This window comes from Flavobacterium davisii, from assembly GCF_019565505.1.
GTDB classification, from domain to species: Bacteria; Bacteroidota; Bacteroidia; order Flavobacteriales; family Flavobacteriaceae; genus Flavobacterium; species Flavobacterium davisii.
In genome coordinates this window covers 135,833-156,202 of sequence record NZ_CP067378.1, presented here as the reverse complement: position 1 = coordinate 156,202, position 20,370 = coordinate 135,833, and the positions used below count along the sequence as shown (strand labels likewise).

General features: G+C 27.5%; 14 protein-coding genes and 5 pseudogenes. 14 read left to right on the top strand and 5 right to left on the bottom strand.

Annotated features, from left to right (window positions below):
- Positions 1-132: 132 nt before the first annotated feature.
- The 5 genes and pseudogenes from JJC05_RS16320 (at position 133) to JJC05_RS17830 (ending at position 4,219) form a co-directional block, all read left to right on the top strand.
- Positions 133-462, top strand: coding sequence for a hypothetical protein (locus tag JJC05_RS16320; RefSeq protein ID WP_258929356.1), 330 nt, complete (start codon positions 133-135; stop codon positions 460-462).
- A pseudogene (locus JJC05_RS00745) lies at positions 452-1,806 on the top strand (HTTM domain-containing protein). The gene JJC05_RS16320 and the pseudogene JJC05_RS00745 overlap by 11 nt, the downstream one beginning before the upstream one ends.
- A 31-nt stretch (positions 1,807-1,837) precedes the next feature.
- A complete protein-coding gene (locus tag JJC05_RS17840) occupies positions 1,838-2,779 on the top strand; it encodes a TonB-dependent receptor plug domain-containing protein (protein WP_309597381.1) in 942 nt (313 codons plus the stop codon).
- A 4-nt stretch (positions 2,780-2,783) separates the two neighbouring features.
- Positions 2,784-3,215 (top strand): hypothetical protein, encoded by a 432-nt coding sequence (locus JJC05_RS17835; RefSeq protein WP_309597380.1) that lies wholly within the window; start codon positions 2,784-2,786, stop codon positions 3,213-3,215.
- Positions 3,155-4,219, top strand: a complete 1,065-nt coding sequence (locus JJC05_RS17830) for a TonB-dependent receptor domain-containing protein (protein ID WP_309597498.1) — start codon at positions 3,155-3,157, stop codon at positions 4,217-4,219. Before JJC05_RS17835 ends, JJC05_RS17830 begins: the two co-directional genes overlap by 61 nt.
- Before the next feature lie 304 nt (positions 4,220-4,523).
- Here the strand turns inward: JJC05_RS17830 and JJC05_RS00735 are convergent.
- The 3 genes and pseudogenes from JJC05_RS00735 to JJC05_RS00725 all read right to left on the bottom strand — a co-directional run bounded on the left by JJC05_RS00735 (position 4,524) and on the right by JJC05_RS00725 (position 8,698).
- A pseudogene (locus tag JJC05_RS00735) lies at positions 4,524-5,413 on the bottom strand (Ppx/GppA phosphatase family protein).
- A 10-nt stretch (positions 5,414-5,423) separates the two neighbouring features.
- Positions 5,424-7,536 (bottom strand): annotated as a pseudogene (gene ppk1 / locus JJC05_RS00730) (polyphosphate kinase 1).
- A 376-nt stretch (positions 7,537-7,912) separates the two neighbouring features.
- The gene (locus JJC05_RS00725; protein ID WP_127823094.1) at positions 7,913-8,698 is read right to left on the bottom strand and encodes a TrmH family RNA methyltransferase; all 786 of its coding nucleotides are present in this window, start codon (positions 8,696-8,698) and stop codon (positions 7,913-7,915) included.
- A 107-nt stretch (positions 8,699-8,805) separates the two neighbouring features.
- On the opposite strand from JJC05_RS00725, the gene JJC05_RS16315 reads away from it, so the two are divergent.
- The 6 genes and pseudogenes from JJC05_RS16315 to JJC05_RS00705 all read left to right on the top strand — a co-directional run bounded on the left by JJC05_RS16315 (position 8,806) and on the right by JJC05_RS00705 (position 13,475).
- A complete protein-coding gene (locus JJC05_RS16315; protein ID WP_258929355.1) occupies positions 8,806-9,120 on the top strand; it encodes a hypothetical protein in 315 nt (104 codons plus the stop codon).
- Between the two features lie 20 nt (positions 9,121-9,140).
- A complete protein-coding gene (locus JJC05_RS16310; protein WP_258929354.1) occupies positions 9,141-9,521 on the top strand; it encodes a hypothetical protein in 381 nt (126 codons plus the stop codon).
- 68 nt (positions 9,522-9,589) lie between these two features.
- On the top strand, positions 9,590-9,742 hold the full coding sequence (locus JJC05_RS16305) for a hypothetical protein (protein ID WP_258929353.1): 153 nt from the start codon (positions 9,590-9,592) through the stop codon (positions 9,740-9,742).
- Between the two features lie 86 nt (positions 9,743-9,828).
- A pseudogene (locus tag JJC05_RS18635) lies at positions 9,829-10,900 on the top strand (DegT/DnrJ/EryC1/StrS family aminotransferase).
- Between the two features lie 134 nt (positions 10,901-11,034).
- On the top strand, positions 11,035-12,513 hold the full coding sequence (locus JJC05_RS00710; protein WP_258929739.1) for an oligosaccharide flippase family protein: 1,479 nt from the start codon (positions 11,035-11,037) through the stop codon (positions 12,511-12,513).
- A 467-nt stretch (positions 12,514-12,980) separates the two neighbouring features.
- Complete coding sequence (locus JJC05_RS00705; protein ID WP_088394359.1) at positions 12,981-13,475, top strand: DUF7000 family protein; 495 nt, start codon at positions 12,981-12,983, stop codon at positions 13,473-13,475.
- 255 nt (positions 13,476-13,730) lie between these two features.
- On the opposite strand, the gene JJC05_RS00700 is transcribed toward JJC05_RS00705, so the two are convergent.
- The gene (locus JJC05_RS00700) at positions 13,731-14,924 is read right to left on the bottom strand and encodes a cytochrome c peroxidase (RefSeq protein WP_105197094.1); all 1,194 of its coding nucleotides are present in this window, start codon (positions 14,922-14,924) and stop codon (positions 13,731-13,733) included.
- A gap of 160 nt (positions 14,925-15,084) precedes the next feature.
- Between JJC05_RS00700 and fabG the strand changes: the two genes are divergently transcribed.
- Together fabG and JJC05_RS00690 are read left to right on the top strand one after the other, a co-directional pair.
- Positions 15,085-15,831, top strand: a complete 747-nt coding sequence (gene fabG / locus JJC05_RS00695) for a 3-oxoacyl-[acyl-carrier-protein] reductase (protein WP_235877934.1) — start codon at positions 15,085-15,087, stop codon at positions 15,829-15,831.
- A gap of 118 nt (positions 15,832-15,949) precedes the next feature.
- A complete protein-coding gene (locus JJC05_RS00690; RefSeq protein WP_235877933.1) occupies positions 15,950-17,977 on the top strand; it encodes a hypothetical protein in 2,028 nt (675 codons plus the stop codon).
- A 345-nt stretch (positions 17,978-18,322) separates the two neighbouring features.
- On the opposite strand, the pseudogene yaaA reads toward JJC05_RS00690, so the two are convergent.
- Positions 18,323-18,983 (bottom strand): annotated as a pseudogene (yaaA, locus tag JJC05_RS00685) (peroxide stress protein YaaA); the annotation flags it as partial.
- 359 nt (positions 18,984-19,342) lie between these two features.
- Between yaaA and JJC05_RS00680 the strand changes: the two are divergent.
- On the top strand, positions 19,343-20,098 hold the full coding sequence (locus JJC05_RS00680; protein WP_105197091.1) for a LytR/AlgR family response regulator transcription factor: 756 nt from the start codon (positions 19,343-19,345) through the stop codon (positions 20,096-20,098).
- Positions 20,099-20,370 lie beyond the last annotated feature (272 nt).

Genomic DNA, 20,370 nt, shown 5'->3' with positions numbered 1-20,370 from the left:
AAATGCGTATATAGAATATTTTGAAAAACATATTCGATTAGGTAAAGTAGGGTATCCAGCAGGAAAATTTTCGAGTGGCGTTCAACCAAATAAAGTAGAAGGTTATTTTAAAAAGATATATCTAAAATTTTATTGAATGAAGCGGTAAAAGCAAGTGCGGATTTTTTTAATGGAAAATATTTTGCTAGTAATCAAACAGGGCCATCATTAAAAAGTTATTTGGATCATCTAAATGTACAAAGAAATAATAAATTATTAAGCACCATTATTAATGATCAATTTTCATTAATACAAATAAAAAATAATGCCCTTGATAATAATTTTGTTAATCAAATAAGTACAGATAACAATAAAATGTTAGAAGCTTATGATGCCATGCAAATTAATGTGTCTTATTTCAAAGTAGATATGTTAACAGCGCTTAATATTGCAGTAGGTTATGTTGACTCAGATGGGGATTAATATTGATAACTATTTAAAAAAAGCATCATTTTCCGAAACGCTAGCTTTTTATAGAATAGCGTTTGGATGTATGATGCTTTTTAGTATTATTCGTTTTTGGAGTTACGGATGGATAGACTCTTTGTATATAGCTCCAAAATATCATTTTACTTATTTTGGTTTTGAATGGGTTAAACCAATAGGTGTTTATACTTATTTACTGTTTTTTATTTGCGGCTTATCAGCTTTATTTATCACACTAGGCTATCGTTATAAAATAGCTATTATATCCTTTTTTATTAGTTTTACTTACATAGAGCTAATGGATAAAACTACTTATTTAAATCATTATTATTTTATTTCTGTAATTAGTTTTATTCTTATTTTTCTTCCCGCAAATTGTAATTATTCCTTAGATGTTTATTTCAATAAATTCAAGTTGCGTTCACACGTTTCACAATGGAATATTGATATCTTAAAATTAATGTTAGGAATAGTCTATTTTTATGCAGGATTAATAAAGTTAAATTCCGATTGGTTATTACAAGCACAGCCTCTTAAAACATGGCTTCCTATGAATTCAGGATTACCAATTATAGGACCATTATTACTTAAAAATGAGGTTCATTATATCATGAGTTGGGCAGGTGCTATTTATGATTTATCCATTCCTTTTTATTGTTAAATAAAAGAACCAGAATAGTTGGGTTTATATTAGTAGTTATATTTCATATATTTACTAAAATATTATTTCCTATAGGCGTTTTTCCTTATGTGATGATTATAAGTACTTTGATATATTTTTCAGCTGATTTCCATAAAAAAGTACTACAAAAACTATTTGAAATTCTTAGTATTTCAAATTCTAGATTTCAAACAACATCTTATTCTAAAGCTATTACCTCTAAATTTTCAATAATTTTTTTGAGTTTTTTTATGTTGTTTCAGTTTGTTTTTCCTTTTCGATATTTATTATATCCCCAAGAATTATTTTGGACAGAAGAAGGTTTTCGCTTTTCTTGGCGTGTAATGCTAATGGAAAAAGCAGGCTATACACAATTTAGAATTGTAGATCAAACAGGTAAGGTAGCATTAGTAGATAATCGTCATTTTTTAACAGCATTTCAGGAAAAACAAATGTCATTTCAACCTGATTTTATATTAGAATACGCACATATTCTTAAAAAATATTATACTGATAATGGCTTTGTAAATCCTAAAATATATGTAGAAAGTTTTGTGGCACTTAACGGACGATTAAGTCAACCTTATATAGATCCTACTATAGATTTAGGATCACAAAAAGAATCATTCAAACATAAAACATGGATTTTACCATTTAAAGATGAAATTAAAGGATTTTAAATTTTTACTACTTTTATTTGTAGTTACAAAAATGTTTTCGCAAAATACCATAATAGGTAAAGTTCTGTTTAATGGAGTAGGCGTTCCACAAGTTGAAATTTTAGATAAAGAACTAGGTGTAAATTACTTTACTGATTCCAACGGGAATTTTACTATAAAAAATAAAAAATCAACAAACCTAGTTTTTTATAAAGAAGGTTATGAAATTATTGAAAGAAAAATTACACCATCCGCTCAATTACAAATAATTACAATTGAACAATTAAGAAAACTTTCCGAAGTAAAAATTGTAAGCCAACGCCAAAAAATAAGTGCGATCAGAACATTAAAAGATGTTGAAGAAACGGCGATATATGCTGGAAAAAAAACAGAAGTAGTTGTTTTAAATAATTTGACAGCTAATAAAGCGGTAAATAATGCACGTCAGATTTTTTCACAAGTTGTAGGTATTACAATGAATGAAAGTATTGATGGAGGATTACAATTGTCAATAGGAGGTCGCGGTTTAGATCCCAATAGGACAGCTAATTTTAATACACGTCAGAATGATTATGATATTAGCGCAGATGTTTTAGGTTATCCAGAAAGTTATTATGCTACTCCAACAGAAGCAATAGAAGAAATCCAGATAGTAAGAGGTGCTGCCTCTCTTCAGTATGGAACACAATTTGGAGGAATGATTAATTTTAAGATAAAAAAACCTAGTACAAAACCTCTAGAAGCTATTACTCGTTTTACAGCAGGTTCATTTAATACAATTGCTAATTTTACTAGTTTAAGTGGAACAAAAGAGAAATGGAGTTATTATACATTTTATAATTACAAGAAAGGTGATGGATTTAGACCTAATTCAAATTTTGAATCAAAAAATTATTTCGTAAACTTAAATTATAAGTTATCTGATAAGACTTCTTTACACTTAGATTATACACATTTCAATTATTTAGCTAAACAACCTTGGAGGTTTGACTAATGGAATGTTTGCAAGCAATCCTTTTCAAAGTAATAGATCACGTAATTGGTTTTCTGTTAATTGGAATTTATTTGCTTTGCGCTTAAAGCATAAGTTTAATAATGATGCTGATTTTTCATTGCAATTATTTGGATTAGATGCTTATAGAAAAGCATTAGGATATCGTTCTAATAGAGTATCCAATCCTGATGTGCCAAATACAGAAAGAGATTTAATTATAGGAGAATTTATAAATTGGGGGGCGGAAGCACGATATTTGAATAAATACACCTTATGGAATAAGCGTAACGCGTTTTTAATAGGAGCGAAGTATTATCAATCTAAAAATACAGGGACACAAGGACCGGAAGTGCTACATCAGAGGCTGATTTTAAGATTGCAGATAAAGAATTTCCATACTATCAAAATCAGTCATCTTATAGTTATCCTAATTTAAACGTTTCCCTATTTGGTGAAAATATTTTCAAAATAACAGATCACTTTTCTATTACTCCCGGTTTTAGATATGAATATATAAAAACGCAAGCTGTTGGTTTTTTTAGAGTAATTAATAGAGATTTAGCAGGAAACATTAATCTTGATAAAACAGAATTTGAAGACAGAGTTTTTGAAAGAAAATTTGCCTTATTAGGACTAGGATTTAGTTATAAACCTCAATCTACTTTAGAAGTATATGCTAATATAACACAAAATTACCGTTCTGTAACCTTTAATGATATCAGAACCGCTAGTCCAAGTATAGTAGTGGCAGATGATATAACAGATGAGAAAGGATATGGTTCGGATATTGGTATTCGAGGAAAAATAGGAAGTATCCTAAACTATGATATTAACGGATTTGGTTTGTTATATGATAATAAGATAGGTGAATATAGCGCTCGTGATCCAAAAGGATTAAAACCAGATGTGCGTTTGAGAGATAATATTGGTACAGGCATTACTTATGGTTTAGAGTCATTAGTAAATATTAATTTCCTAAAAATAATTTTACCAGATAATTTAAATTTTAAATTCGATGGATTTACTAATATATCTATCACAAAATCAAAATATATAAAGTCTGATATTCCTAATATAAAAGATAATCATGTTGAATTTGTGCCTTTGTATAATTTAAAGTCAGGGTTGAGTTTAGGCTATAAAAACATATTACTTAGTACACAATATACTAATGTATCATCTCAATTTACCGATGCTTCTAATAGAGTTTCGGATCAGAATGATTTATCAGGTATATTTGGAGGAATTCCTTCCTACAATGTGTTAGACTTATCTGCCTCATACAAAATAAATCGGTTTAAAATTGAAGCCAGTGTTAATAATTTAACAAATAACAAATATTTTACTAAAAGAGCAACAGGTTACCCAGTCCGGTATTATCCCATCAGAACCTCGTGTATATTATTTAACTTTAGAAATAAAGTTGTAATCCAATCTTGATTGAATCCAAAATATTCGATCGTTATTTTTATTTGTAATAAATTGCTAACGCGTAATTTGAGCCAAACAGATTACGCGTTAGATTTTGTGATGAAGACGATGAATGAAAAACGAATAAAATTTTTCTTATAGATATGAGGGGGTAAAATAGCAGGCTTAACGTATTGTTTGTCACTTTGACCAAAGAATAACTCATATTTATAAACACTAAAAAAGGGAAGAATTTCATTTTATGGATTAAAAATTTTTCTTTTTATAGCGGATCTTTAAGTAATATCTTTTTCTAATAAAAGGATGCTGATTTTTAGATCTTTTCATGGTACATTGCCTTGATAATACCGTCTGAAAGGCCTATTTTTGGAACATAAATTTTATTAGCTTTACTCCACTTCATAGCGTTTAAATAAATTCTAAGAGCATGTATAATTACATCAGCTCGGTCTGTATTTAATCCCAATTCAGCAATTCTTTCCTCATAAGATAATGAAGAGAGGTATTGGTATTGTGTATTTAAATAAATATACGATAAAGGTTTGTCTTGTTGTTTACCAGATAGTTTAAAAATTTTATTAATATTTCCTCCAGACCCAATTAGAGTAATTTCTTCATAAGGTTCTGTTACATTTTTTATCCATTTTTCTATTTCTTCCCAAACCACGTTATTTACCATTTCATTAAGTAATCGAACAGTTCCATTTTTAAATGATTTAGAGGCTATCATTTTTCCTTCGCTGAACAAAGAAAATTCAGTACTTCCTCCGCCTACATCAACATATAAATAGGTTTGTTCTGTTTTAATAAATGAATGTAAATCAGAGGCGGCAATGATTGCGGCTTCTTTTTTACCATCAATAATATCAATTTTAATTTCGGCTTTCTTTTTACTAATTCTACTACTTCTTTGGCATTATATGCTTCCCTCATAGCAGAAGTTGCACAGGCTTTATATTTTTCGACTTTATAAACGCCCATTAATAATTTATAGGCTTTCATAGCATCTATCATCCGATTAATATTTTCCTGCGTAATTTCTCCCACTGTAAAAGCATCTTGTCCTAGACGTATAGGTACTCTGAATAAAGCACTTTTATTAAATTGAGTTTCTTTACCTTCTTGTTCTACTACATTCATGATAAGTAATCTTACAGCATTAGATCCTATATCAATTGCGGCATATTTTTTTATATTAATCATTCGGATTGATTTAAATTATTTCTTCTATAACTTCTATTTTATTTCGATAGTATTGATAGGTTTCTAATTGTGCTCTAAAAATGGGATTATCTGCTCTTAATCGGTATTTATTATCTAATTTTTCAGAGTGAAAGCGTGCCTTAACATTCCCCTTCCAACCTATATCAAAAGTGCTTATTAATTCTTTTTTTATATCGTCATCATAAATAGGACAAGAAACCTCTACACGAGCATCTAAGTTTCTAGTCATAAAGTCGGCTGATGAAATAAATACATCAGGATTATTGTCATTGCAAAAAATATAAACTCTGGAATGTTCTAAATAGGCATCTACTATAGAAATGGCTTCTATATTTTCACTCATTCCTTTAATACACGGTATTAGAGAACAAATTCCTCTAACAATCAATTGAATTTTTACACCAGCTCTACTAGCGTCATATAATTTATCTATCATTTTGTAATCAGATAAACTATTCATTTTAAGTTTTATGTAAGCTGCTTTTCCTAATGACGCGTTAAGTATTTCACGATCAATTAATTTGCAAAATTTAGATCGAGTATAATGAGGCGATAAAATCAAATGTTTATAGCGATGTACTTTATAATTAATTTGAAAGAACTCAAAAACTTTAACCATGTCTTTCAATATTTTTTGATGGGCTGTGAATAATGTTACATCAGTATATACTTTAGCACTAGATTCGTTAAAATTACCTGTTGATATAATGCCATAGCGTTTTAATTTTCTTTTTTCGTCAATTCGTTCTACATAGCATATTTTGCTATGAACTTTTAGACCTTTTACACCAAAAATCAATTCGATACCTTCTGTTTGCATTATTTCTGCGTAAGAAATATTACTTGCTTCATCAAATCGAGCTTGTAACTCTATTTGAACAATAACTTTTTTACCATTTTTAGCAGCATTAATTAATGAACTTACAATTTGTGAGTTTTTAGCTAAACGATATAAGGTAATTTTTATAGTTGTTACGTATGGATCTAAGGCTGCTTCTCTAAGAAATCGAATGATATAGGAAAAAGATTGATAAGGAGCATTTATTAAAAAATCTTTGTATTCAATTTGTTTTAATATACTTCCTTCTAGGCTTAAACCTTTTACTATTAATGGTACGTTTGATTTATATAATAAGTCAAATCTGCCTAAATTAGGAAAATCCATATAATCCCTACGATTATGATATCGACCCCAGGAATTAAACTATCCTTAGAATTTATTCCCATTTTATGTAAAAAAATTTCAAAGTATCTTTGTCTATTGTTTGATCGTATACAAAGCGTACAGGTTCACCTATTCTTCGATCTTTTACACCTAGTGAAATTTTTTCTAAAAAACTTTTGTTTAAATCTGTATCAAGTTCTAATTCTGCATCACGAGTAATTTTTATCATGTGAGCAGTTATGCTATCATAATCAAAAATGGTAAATATTTGATGAATGTTATAACGTATTACATCATCTAGCATGATAACATATTGTTTATCATTATTAGAAGGTAAAACAACAAAACGATTAATGGTTTTAGGAATTTCAATTACAGCATATCGAACTTCTTTTTTTAATTTTATTTTTTCAAAAAGGCTACTTTCTTCATTTGGTTTCATAACCATTTTAATAGCCAAATATCCTGAGGTATCTTTTAATAAAGGAAATTCGTCTAAATCATTAAGTATAATCGTTACCAGTTCAGGACTTACTTTTTGAATAAAAAAATCTCTAATAAAATTTTGTTGTTCTTTATTTATTTCGGTTTCATTAATAATAAAAATACCTTCTTTTCCTAATTCTTTTTCAATAAGACTCAATATTCGAAGGCTTTCAGATTGTTGCTCTATAACAGTATCCGTTATGTCTTTAATTAACTGTTGTAATGATATTCCACCTAAAATTTCTTCCCCTGTTTTTCCTTCCAGAGCTAACCTTCTGATAGCAGCATATCGAACTCTAAAAAATTCATCAAGATTATTTGAAAAAATTCCTAAAAATCGCAAACGATCTAATAAAGGAACTTTTTCATCAGCTGCTTCTTGTAATACTCTAAAATTAAAAGCTAACCAGCTTTTTTCTCGGTCTATATATCTATTTTGATTATTTGGCATATATACAGTCTATTCTTTTGAAAATAGTTATCGCTTAATCCTTAGTTTTATTCGTTTTTAATATATTCAATACAAAAACATAGGAAGGTTATAACTAAAATATCATTATATAATACCATCAAATTTATTGACAAAATTTGTAATGACATCATGATATCTTAAAAGAATTAATTCTTTAACAGTATTTTTACATTAAAGATATAGTAAAAGCCAAAATATAAAATTAAAGATTTTGGAATCAATAAGATATGATGTTTTTGTAACAAATTGTTAATTAAGAGGTTGTTTTAGAAACAGAATAAGGAATGATGATTTTTTGTGTTCAGATTGGTTTTAGTTTTTGTTTGTTGAAATGTAAAAAATGTTATTTGTTAAATTACTTAAAATCACGTTGTCTTTTAGCTTCAAAAATTAAGATAGCAGCGGCAACAGATACATTCATACTATCTATAGCTCCTTGCATAGGAATTATTATATTTTGAGTAGCCTCAGTTCGCCATTTTTCACTTAGTCCTATGGCTTCAGTACCCACAACCAGTGCTGTTGCTTGAGTGTAATCTTGGGTATGATAATTTGTAGAATTTTGTAATGTAGCCGCATAAAAATTAATTTGATTGATTTTTAGGAAATCTATAATTTCATCAGTAGTACCAGTTGCAATTTGATTAGTAAATAAACAACCTACACTAGATCTAACAATATTTGGGTTGTATAAATCACTTTTGGGATTTGCAATAATTACCGCATCCAAATTGGCAGCATCTGCTGTACGAAGTATAGCTCCAATATTACCGGGTTTTTCAGGAGCTTCTGCAACTAATATTAAAGGGGTTTTAGGTAATTTTAAATCGGTTAAATTAAAAGATTTAGTTTTTGCAACAGCCAGAATTCCTTCCGTTGTATCACGATAAGCCAACTTGTGATATACTTCTTTTGATATTTCGATAATTTGATTGGATTCAAATACAGTGACATCAAATGCAGAAAGTATTTCTGTGCAGATTAAAATGCTATCTATATGATAGCCTCCTTTTTTAGCTAATTCTATTTCACGTATTCCTTCAATTAAAAAGGTTCCTGTTTTCTTTCTTTCTTTGGCTTTTTCTTGTAATAAATTTAATGATTTGATATAAGGATTATGAATTGAGCTAATTTGTTTCATTGTATTTAAATAAGAAACCAAAATTATCTAAAAAATCTGAGATCTTAAAATTTGTATAGGCATATTAAAATGTGTATTTTTCGACTTTTAATATTTAAAAATAGAGTTTGTTTAAAATAATACAATATAATTCAACTTACTATACAATTTGGAATGCGTTTGTTGAAGAATCTAAAAGGACGACTTTTTTATTTCATCGTGATTATATGGAATATCATAAAGAACACTTTGAAGATTTTTCATTAATGATTTTTGATGATAAAAGACTAGTAGCTATTCTACCAGCTAATAGGATAGGACAAGTTGTATATTCACATCAAGGATTAACTTATGGCGGTTTTTATTTTTTATCAAAAATGGCTCTGAACAAAATAGAAATAATTTTTGAAAGTATTTTTAAATTTTTAAAAGAAAAAAAATAAAAAAGATTATCTTAAAACAAATGCCTGATTTGTATTTAAATGATAATCAAGGTGTCGATTCTCTCTTGTTTAATCGTTACAAATGCTCGTTGATTAAACGAGAAATGAGTTTAATGATTGATTATAAAAAAACTGTTTCCATTTCTAAAAGTAAAATGAAACACTTTAATAAAATTAATAAATTAGGTTTAGAAATACGAGAAGAATCTAATTTTAAACCCTTTTGGACACAAGTTTTAGAGCCTAGATTGTTAAATCGTTATAATACAAAACCTGTACATTCATTAGCTGAAATACAAAAATTACGGAATTTATTTCCTGATAATATTATACAGTACTCCGTTTATTTTCAAAATGAAATTATGGCAGGAATTACGCTTTTTGTATCAAAAAAGGAATAAAATCCCAATATGGAGCTACCACTACATTAGGCGAAAAATATAGAGCACTTGATTTTTTATTTATTAAATTGATTCAAAAATATGAAAATTCATTTCAGTTTTTTGATATGGGAACCGTTAGTGATGATAGTTCTCTAGGATATAATGTAGGTTTGTTACAACAAAAAATAGAGTTAGGCTGTTCAATTTATAATTTTGATATATATGAAATAGAAATATAAAATCAAATTAATAAAAGAACATAGAAAAAAATAGAATCTAATAAATTTATGACAGATATTATATTAAACCCTGACTTTATGAATGTATCTTTTTTAAACTTAAAAAGATAAATGAACCTTATGAAATTCTTTTTCAAGATAAGTTACAAGAAATATTAAGATCAGGATGGTATATTTTAGGAAAAGAAGTAACGCTATTTGAAAAACAATTTGCAAATTATTGTTTATCTAATTATTGCGTTGGAGTAGGAAATGGATTAGATGCCATAACACTTACCCTTTTAGCTTATTTAGAAAAAGGGAATTTAAAAAAAGGGGATGAAATTATAGTTCCAGCCAATACTTATATAGCGTCTATTTTAGGAATTATACAAGCAGGACTTACTCCTATATTAGTTGAGCCAGATTTAGAAACCTATACTATAAATTCTTCTAAAATAAAAGAAAAGATAACTTTTAAAACAAAAGGAATTCTAGTGGTTCATTTGTATGGTCAATTAGCTGATATGGATGCTATAATAGAAATAGGTGCAAAATACGATTTGTTAATTATAGAAGACTGTGCACAAGCCCATGGTTTAAAGTTTAAAGGAAATCATACCCGTACATTCAGTTTTTATCCGGTAAGAATTTAGGTGCTCTGGGAGATGGAGGCGCTGTAGTAACAAATGATAAAGAAATAGCTGACCTTGTACAGAAATTACGTAATTATGGTTCATTAAGCAAATATTATAATGAATTGAAAGGATTTAATTCAAGATTAGATGAATTACAAGCGGCTTTTTTAAATATTAAACTTCCTAAATTAGATGCGGATAATAAAAAAGAAAGGTAATTGCGGATTGTTATTTAAAAAAAATTAAAAATCCTCAAATCATTCTTCCTCAAATTAAAACGTTAGAGGAACATGTATTTCATGTTTTTGTGGTTAGGTGTAAAAAACGTAATGAACTACAAAAATTTTTAGAAATTAACGGGATTCAAACACTTATTCATTATCCTGTTGCGCCACATAAGCAAAAAGCAATGTATGAATGGAATGATTTAAACTTTCCAGTTACAGAAAAGATCCATAATGAAGTACTTAGTTTGCCTATAAGTCCAGTTATGACTAAAGAAGAAGTAGATTATGTAATAAAAATAATCAATACTTTTTAATGCTTTTATCGATATCTAAAATACCAGATGTTAGCCTAATTAGATGTTGTTAATTTAGATGTAAAGAAACTTGTTTCTGAATTTTTAGTTATTATGCAAGAAGACACCTCCAATATTAAAAGTTATAAAAAAGCCTGAGTAATACTTTAAGCTTTGGATTAGTTCAGTTTGTAAATATTATAATAGCTCTATTTAAGGGGAAGATTATGGCTGTTTTTTTAGGTCCTTCTGGTATTGCTTTAAATAATCTTTTTAATTCTACTCTAAACATTATATCCACTTTTAGTTTATTTGGCTTAGAGTTAAGTGTGGTAAGAGAGTTATCAGATACCTTAGAGGAAGACGATCAGCAAGCAATAGAAAAAAGAACCCATATTTCAATATTATTATTTTTATTTTCAGCTCTTTTAGGAACCTTTTTAACTGTTGTCTTTGCCCAACAATTAAGCCTGTTTACATTTAAAACATCCAATCATTACCAAGATTTTATCCTTTTATCTTTATTTATTTTCTTTACAACTTTAGCAAAAGGAATACAAACTATTTTTAAGTCTTTACAAATGATACACGATATCATTGTTTCAAGTATATACATATCTATTATTAGCTTTGTACTATCCAGTTTATTATTTTATAACTATAAACAAGGAGGTATAGTTCCTTCAATTTTAAGTTCAGCTTTTATTAGTTTTATAATTTCACTCCTTTATTTTATAAAAAGTAACATTAAAGTACGTTTTGAATTAAATAATACAATTATTATATATGCCAAAAAAATTATACAATTAGGTTTAGTTCTGATTATAACAACTCTTTTAGGATTAATTACTAACCAATTCATCAATACTTTTATAGAAGAAAGAGGAGGTTTAAATGATTTAGGATTATATTCAGCAGCTATTTCATTAACAACTCAATATATAGGTTTTTTATTAACAGCATTAGCTACTGATTTTTTTCCAAGATTGTCTATGGTTTCTAAAGATAACAAAAAGATAAAACAATTAGTTAATGAACAAACGGACGTAGTCGTTTTGTTAGTTTCACCATTATTGATTTTATTAATTATTATAGCACCTTTTGTAGTAAAATTATTTTTATCTAAAGAATTTTTAAATTCGGTTTTATTAATTCGATTCATTTCTTTTGCAACTTTTTTTCAATTAGTTTCATACTGTATGGGATATATTTCCTTTGCAAAAAGTGATAAAATATTATATCTTTTTTTTGAAGGAATATACGGAAATCTAATTAAATTAATTCTTTATATATATTTTTATATGTATTATGGAATCAATGGATTAGGTGTTGCTTATTTGATTCATTTCTTTCAATACAATATTTTTATTTATTTGATTACAAAAAGACGTTATTCATTTGTATTTGAAAAACAAATTTTAAAAAATAGTATCATTATGCTATCTTTATTAAGTCTTGTTATTTTGTTATTTATTTATCAAAATACAAGCAGTTTAAGTTATATCATGTCAATACTTATTTTCTTATTTAGTTTAAAATATTCGTATAATCAATTAAATAAAAAGACATCAGGAAATATACCAGTATTAAGTAAAATTCAAAATGAAATAAATAAGTATTTTAAAAGACAATAGATTTAATCTTAATTACACTGTAAAAATTATCAAACATAGTCGCTAAAAAGTACATGTTTTTGTCTTTTAATTTAGTAAAACGATATTTACAGAAAAAAATCTACTATAATCCCAGATTACGCATTAGACCCGAGCGTAGTGAATAGACGAAGTAAATCTATTCCACTTTATTTTTCTTTAAATATCAAGCACGTACTCAAATTTTAATCATCAAAATAGTTCACTATTTCTTCTTCTAAAATTTTCCGTGAGCACTTGAATTTATTAAAAAATTTTGTTTCACAACGAAGTCTAATACGGAATCTGGGATAATTTAACTTCTTTTCAGCACTACTAAAACCGAAAATATTCTTTTTGAACAAACTATTTTGGTTATATTTGGAGGTAGTTGTGCGTTTTTTTATATACCAGCTTAGGCATAAGTTAACTCGACTAACTAACAAAACAAATAATAATATGAAATAAGAATGAAAGATTTGAACTATTTTGTTGACAAATACAAAGAGCAACTAGACAAAGGCGATATTCAAGAAGGCTATGTTGGACTCGTTAAATATCTAACAAGACTTAGTACAAATTTATCAAAGAACCTTATAGAAACATATTCATTCGGAAGTCTTTTTCAAGGTTATATGGACTACACATATTTTTATTATACAAACGACTTTTTAAAAAAAAGAAAGCTAAAAATGGGACTCGTATTGAATCATACAAAAATGCAATTTGAAATTTGGCTTTTAGGGCAAACAATTCCAATTCAAGAAAAATATTGGGAATACTTTAAATTAACTAAATGGAATAAAGACAGAACAACTAGACCTCAATATTCAATTCTTGAAACAGTACTAATTGATAAGCCAAACTTTAACGACTTGGAAGAACTAACAAGACAAATAGAAAATAAATTAGTTTCCATTACGAGTGAAATAATTGAAGAAATAAAAAGGAGTAAATTAACATAAAAATACAAAACCGTTTATATAATACAATAAACTGCCTTCCTAATAAAGGCAGTATGTCTCTCAAATACTTACTTCAGGAAGTCTAATAACAATAACCAGATTCCGAATTAGACTTCGTTGTGAAACAAAATTTCAAATAAATTCAAGTACTTACTCAAATTGGAAGAAAAATAAAGCGGAATAGATGTTTAATGCGGAATTTGGGATTATCCTTTACAAAAAAATATGACTAGAGAACGATTTCTAACGATATTTTTAGGATTTAAAAGGAGTAGACCATTTAGGATCCGTATAGAGAGCGGTACCAGATAATGTTTTTAGAAAAGCAATAACAGCATTTACTTCCGTTGAAGTGAGGTGGAGTTGTTGTCCAAAACCATTAGGTTTTAATTTATTATCTAAATTAGGATTATTTGCAGCAGCATTTGTTAGATTTCCATAATGACCAATAGCAGCCTGTAATGTTGTAATAACTCCTGTGTGCATCATAGGACCATTTAGAGTACCATCTGCTTTAACTAAATCTCTTAAACTTGGCGCTTTTGTAATAGTAAAATCAGGACCACCATTAAGAGATCCTGCTATACCATTATTTCTACTGTTAGGATTTATGTCAAATTCAGGAGCAGCATGACATCCTGCACAGCCTAATCCACCACTTATTCTGTTTCCTGTTGTATCGAATATAGGAGGTGTTAGAAATAAATTTTTACCTGTGTTTTCTTGAGCTGTAAAATTAGAGAAAGATTGGTTATCATTTGTTGCAAGTGCTCTACCTACATCATATTTAGAATCAAAAGATTGAATGCTTTTTACAAATTGAGCTAAAGCAAGTTGAATTTTTGCTTCTGTAATTTCCTCGGAACCATATACAAACTTAAAAAACTCTTTATAATAAGATATTCCACTTAATTTAGTTATTAAACTATTAAAATCTAAATCTCCGTTTGTACCACTAAATCCCATTTCAGTATGATTTCGAATGGGTTGCGTAACTTGAAATTCTAGACTAGAAGCACGTTCATCCCAGAAAAATTTGGTTTCATTGGCAAAACGATTGTTTACTAGTCGCATAGAGTGTCTATCTGTAGTACCGTTTACACCTTTACTAGCCACTTCTGTATCACCAAAAGCATTAGATTGTTGATGACAGTTGGCACATGAAATAGTATTACTAGATGAAAGATTTTTGTCATAAAATAAAACTCTTCCTAAGGTAGCTCCTTTATTAGTTATAAGATTCGTGCCAGTATTAAATTTAGTAACATAATCAGGTACTGTTTGATTTGCATAATTATAAAGATTTTTTAAATCTATTTTATTACCAAAAGTAGCTGTAATATTAGGAAATTCGTCTGAAGTTTGATTAATTGGAATATATGAATCATCACGAGATTGACAGGCGGTATTCAAAATTATTAATAATGATAAGTAGGTTAGTTTTTTCATAAGGCTTGATTTTTAAATAGATGAATAGCTATAAATATACTTTATAGGACTAATGAAAAATAGAAAGGTTTAATTTTAAATTTAAAATGTTATAGAAAATATTAAAGTATTTTTATATTTGTTCGACCAAACAAGTTGTTATACATATTAAAAAAATAAAATGAAATTATTAGAAGGAAAAATTGCTATTATTACAGGAGCTAGTCGTGGTATAGGTAAAGGTATAGCAGAAGTATTTGCGAAAAATGGAGCTAATATAGCTTTTACTTATAGTTCATCAGCAGAAAGTGCTTTAGCGTTAGAAAATGAATTGATAGCTTTAGGAGTTAAAGCAAAAGGATATAAATCAAATGCAGCCGATTTTAATGAAGCGCAAAAGTTAGTAGATGATGTTTTAGCAGAATTTGGAACTATAGATATTCTGATTAATAATGCAGGAGTTACTAAAGATAATTTATTAATGAGAATGTCAGAAGAAGATTTTGATGCGGTACTAAATATCAACTTAAAATCAGTATTTAACATGACCAAAGCGGTACAAAAAACAATGTTAAAAAACCGTGTAGGATCTATTATTAATATGAGTAGTGTAGTAGGGGTAAAAGGAAATGCAGGTCAGGCCAATTATGCCGCATCTAAAGCAGGTATGATTGGATTTACTAAATCGATTGCATTAGAGTTAGGATCACGTAATATTCGTTGCAATGCCATAGCACCCGGTTTTATAGAAACAGAAATGACAGCTAAATTAAATGAAGACGTGGTACAAGGTTGGAGAGATACAATTCCTTTAAAACGTGGTGGTAAACCAGAGGATATTGCGAATGCTTGTGTATTCTTAGCTTCTGATATGAGTGCTTATGTTACAGGACAAGTATTGAATGTAGATGGAGGAATGCTTACCTAATTTATAGATTCCGTCTTATAAAAAAAACTATACTAACGTGTTGATTAGTAGAGGGCTAATTATGTTCAAGTTTTCATGATTAACTCTTTACTAATTGCTTTTTACTAATTATAAAAAAATGGCGATAAAGACAATTTTACTTTTACTTTTAGCAATAATAGTTTCTGCAGGAATTGCTTTTTATCACTATTTATATAAAGTTAATAAGAAATCACGTCTTCAATTATTTTTAGCTTTTTTACGTTTTTCGTCTCTATTTTTTGTTTTATTATTACTAATTAATCCAATTATTACCAAAAGTACTTACGAAATAACGAAAACTCCTTTACCCATAGTTGTTGATAATTCAGAATCAATTGAGTTTTTAAAACAAAGTAAAATAACAAAAGAATTATCTAAAAAAATTTCTGAAAATTCAAAACTTCAGGAAAAATACCAAATACAACTATTTTCCTTTGATCAAGATCTCAATACAGATCAACCACTTAATTTTAAAGGCAAACAATCCAATATCTACAAAGCATTTGAAAAATTAAAACAATTGTATCGTACACAAAACCATCCTGTAGTTTTATTAACTGATGGAAATCAAACACAAGGAAATGATTACGTTTTTAATATTCAACAAAATGCGAATGTTTTTCCCGTAGTTTTAGGTGATACAATAGAATATTTAGATTTAAAAATCAATCAATTAAATGCTAATAAATATGCTTTTTTAAAGAATAAGTTTCCCGTAGAAATATTTTTAAATTATACGGGAAATAAATCAGTTACCGCTAATTTGGCTATACAAACCTCTGATAAAACAATTTACAAACAAAATATTTCTTTTTCTGCAAATAAAAAATCAGAAACATTATCTATTTTATTAAATGCCGATAAAGTAGGAGTGCATACTTATAAAGCGGTTATTACTTCCTCCGAAAATGAAAAAAATAAGTTTAATAATGTCAAAAATTTTGCTGTAGAAGTAATAGATCAACACACAGAAATTGCTTTAATATCCTCGATTGTGCATCCCGATTTAAGTACAATCAAAAGAGCAATAGAATCGAATGAACAACGAAAAGTAACTTTATTAAAACCAAGAGATATTAAGAACTTAGATGATTTTAGTATTTTGTTTTTTTATCAGCCCAATTCTGAATTTAAACCTATTCTAGAAAAAAATAAAAATCGTAAAATTAACACTTTTGTTATTACAGGACTAAATACTGATTTTAATCTATTATCACAGTACTATAATCAATTCGAATTTAAAACATCAGCCCAAAAGGAAGATTATTCAGCTAATTTTAATCATAATTTTAATTCTTTTTCTATTGATAATTTTGGTTTTGAACAATTTCCTCCCTTAGAAAATCCATTCGGAACCATCATTCCAAAATCCAATATCAATGTACTACTTACCGCACGTATACGTATGGTAGATAGCGAAAGTCCTTTATTAGCCTTTAGCGAAAATGGTATTAATAGAAATGCCTTTTTATTTGGAGAAAATATTTGGAAATGGCGATTAGAAAGTTATTTAAAAGAAAAATCTTTTGAAAAATTTGATCTTTTTTTTGATAAAATGATACAATACTTAGCTTCTAATAACAAAAAGAAAAATTTAGTAGTTAATCATGAAAACTTTTATAATTCCGGTGAAACCGTTACAATATCAGCTCAATATTTTAATAAAAATTACGAGTTTGATGAAAATGCACAGCTTACCATTCAGTTAAAAAATAATGATACCAAACAATCCAAAATATACGATTTTTTAAAAGGTAATAATGATTTTTCAGTAGCCTTTGATAATTTAGAAGCAGGTAATTACGACTTTATAGTTAAGGAAAAACAATCAGGAACACAGTATTTAGCTAAATTTCAGATGTTATATTTTGATGCAGAAAAACAATTCGTTAATGCCGATATCATCCGATTGAAACAATTAGCAGAAAATACCGAAGGTAAATTATATCTTCCTAAAGACACAGATCAACTGATGCTTTATTTAGAAAATGTAGAAAAATATAAACCCATACAAAAAGAAGTAGTTAAAAAATCGCCACTTATAGACTGGGTTTATGGATTAATAATACTAGTGTTACTCTTAGCTGTTGAGTGGTTTGTGAGAAAATATAATGGGTTGCTATAACCTAACTATTAGATTAAATTAGATGTTGTTAATCAAGAATTTTTTTGTTTTTTCTTCTCCTATTATTTTATCAATTAAAATGATCCGATTTCTTTTAATCTGATGCTTTGAAAATAAAATTAACTTTGTTTTCTTTTATTTCTTAGCTCAAAATAAGAATCTATTTGATAAAAAACCCCGTTTTAATTCATTTCACTGAATAATTACGAGGTTTTTCTTTATTTAGTAAGGGACTTAAATATATAAAATTTATCTCGTAAAAACTAATTTATTATTAGTAGAAAGCGATTCGTCAAAACAATATCCCTCATAATCAAACCCTTTTATCCCATCAATTGTTTCAATATTATGATCAATAATATAACGAACCATCAATCCGCGAGCTTTTTTAGCAAAAAAGAAATTATTTTTAATTGTCCGTTTTTGTAATCTTTAAATTCGGGTGTAATAACAGGAACATTTAATTTCTTAAGATGAATAGCCGAGGAATATTCATTACTAGCAAGATTAATAAAAAAAGCATCATTTTTTAATTCTTGATTTAGTGATTCTGTTAAGGTTTCTTTCCAATATTCATAAAGATTTTTTTATTACCAATAGCTAACTTTGTTCCCATTTCTAAGCGATAAGGTTGAATTAAATCTAATGGTTTTAATAAGCCATATTGACCTGAAAGTATACGTAGTTTGTTTTGTAAAAGATCTATTTTTTGATCGGACATTGTATAAACATCTAAACCTTGGTATACATCACCATTAAAAGCATAAACAGCGGGACGAGCATTTTCAGGAGTAAAAGGCATTTTAAAGCGTTGATTTCTTTCCCAATTTAATTCTCCCAAAGCAGGGGATATTTTCATTAAACTAGATAAATCATTTGGCGATAATTGTTTAACTACTTCAATTATTTCTTTGGATTTATCTAAAAAAAAAGATTGAGTGAATTTATCAGTAGGTAATTTTTTTTCAAAATCTAGAGATTTAGCAGGGGATATAATAATTTTCATTATAATTTTTATTTAATGCCTTGATCACAAAAATACTTCTAAATATATTCAACAAACAATTTTAAAATTGTTTTTTTTTATCCTATAATAAATAAAAAACCTTTATGTTAATATTGAATATTATAAAGCTACTCCTTGATGATATAAACCAATACCTTTTTTGTTATTATAAAAATATATTATCAGGAAGTAATCCAAAAACGAAATATGTTTTTATATTAGTATTTTTTATATATAAGTTTATCTAATTATAGTTATCTGTATTTTTGTTACTATAATTTTACTAAATAAGATTAAAAAAATAACATTGCTAAAGTAAGATCCTTTAGTTTGTTAAAAAATAATAAATATTCTAATATATGAATGTTATCATTATTGAAGATGAAAAGCCATCAGCGCGATTATTGCAACGTAAAGTAGAAAAATTAGGACTTATTGTAAGCCAGTCATTACATTCTGTTGAAGAAGCAAGATATTGGTTTCAAAATAATATACACCCTGATTTGATTTTTTTAGATATTCAGTTATCTGACGGATTATCATTTGAAATTTTTGAAGAAATAGACATAAAAAGTGCTGTTATTTTTACAACAGCTTATGATGAATATGCTTTACGAGCTTTTAAATTAAATAGTATTGATTACTTATTAAAACCTATCGATGAGGAGGATTTAAAAATGGCTGTTAATAAATTTAAATCTCGAACATCAACGGTGCAAAATCTTTCGCTAGATTTTGATATGATTAAACGAATGCTAGTGAATCCTATTGAAAAAGAATATAAAAAACGTTTTGCAGTAAAGATAGGACAACAATTAAAATTAATTGAAATTAAAGAAATAGAATGTTTTTACAGTCAAGATAAAGGAACCTATTTACATACTTTAGATAACCGTGATTATTTAATAGAAGGAACTTTGGAACAATTGGAAAATGAGCTTAATCCAGAAGATTTCTATCGCATATCCAGAAAATTTATAGTATCCTTAAAATCAATTAAAGAAATTCAAATACATAGTAATTCAAGATTAAAGTTAGTATTGCCTTCTTACAAAGATGATGAAATAATAGTGGCTCGTGAAAGAGTAAATGATTTTAAAAAATGGATAAGTTAACGTATCGATATTGTTTGCCTCAGATTTCGTATTAGCTTCGTTACGAAACAAAAAAATCAATAAAGTTAGGTACCTGCTCACGTAAAATTTTAGAAGAAGAAAGAGGAAACTATTTTGCGATTAAAATGAAAGTGCGTGCTTGAATTGAGAGAAAAATAAAGTAAAAATAAATTTGCTTTTATTTTGTTAGTTTACTTCGTTCAGGTCTTACTTTGATGAAAGGTAAAATGATTGAACGAAGTAAAAAGAACAAGATCGTATTTTTTTAAAAA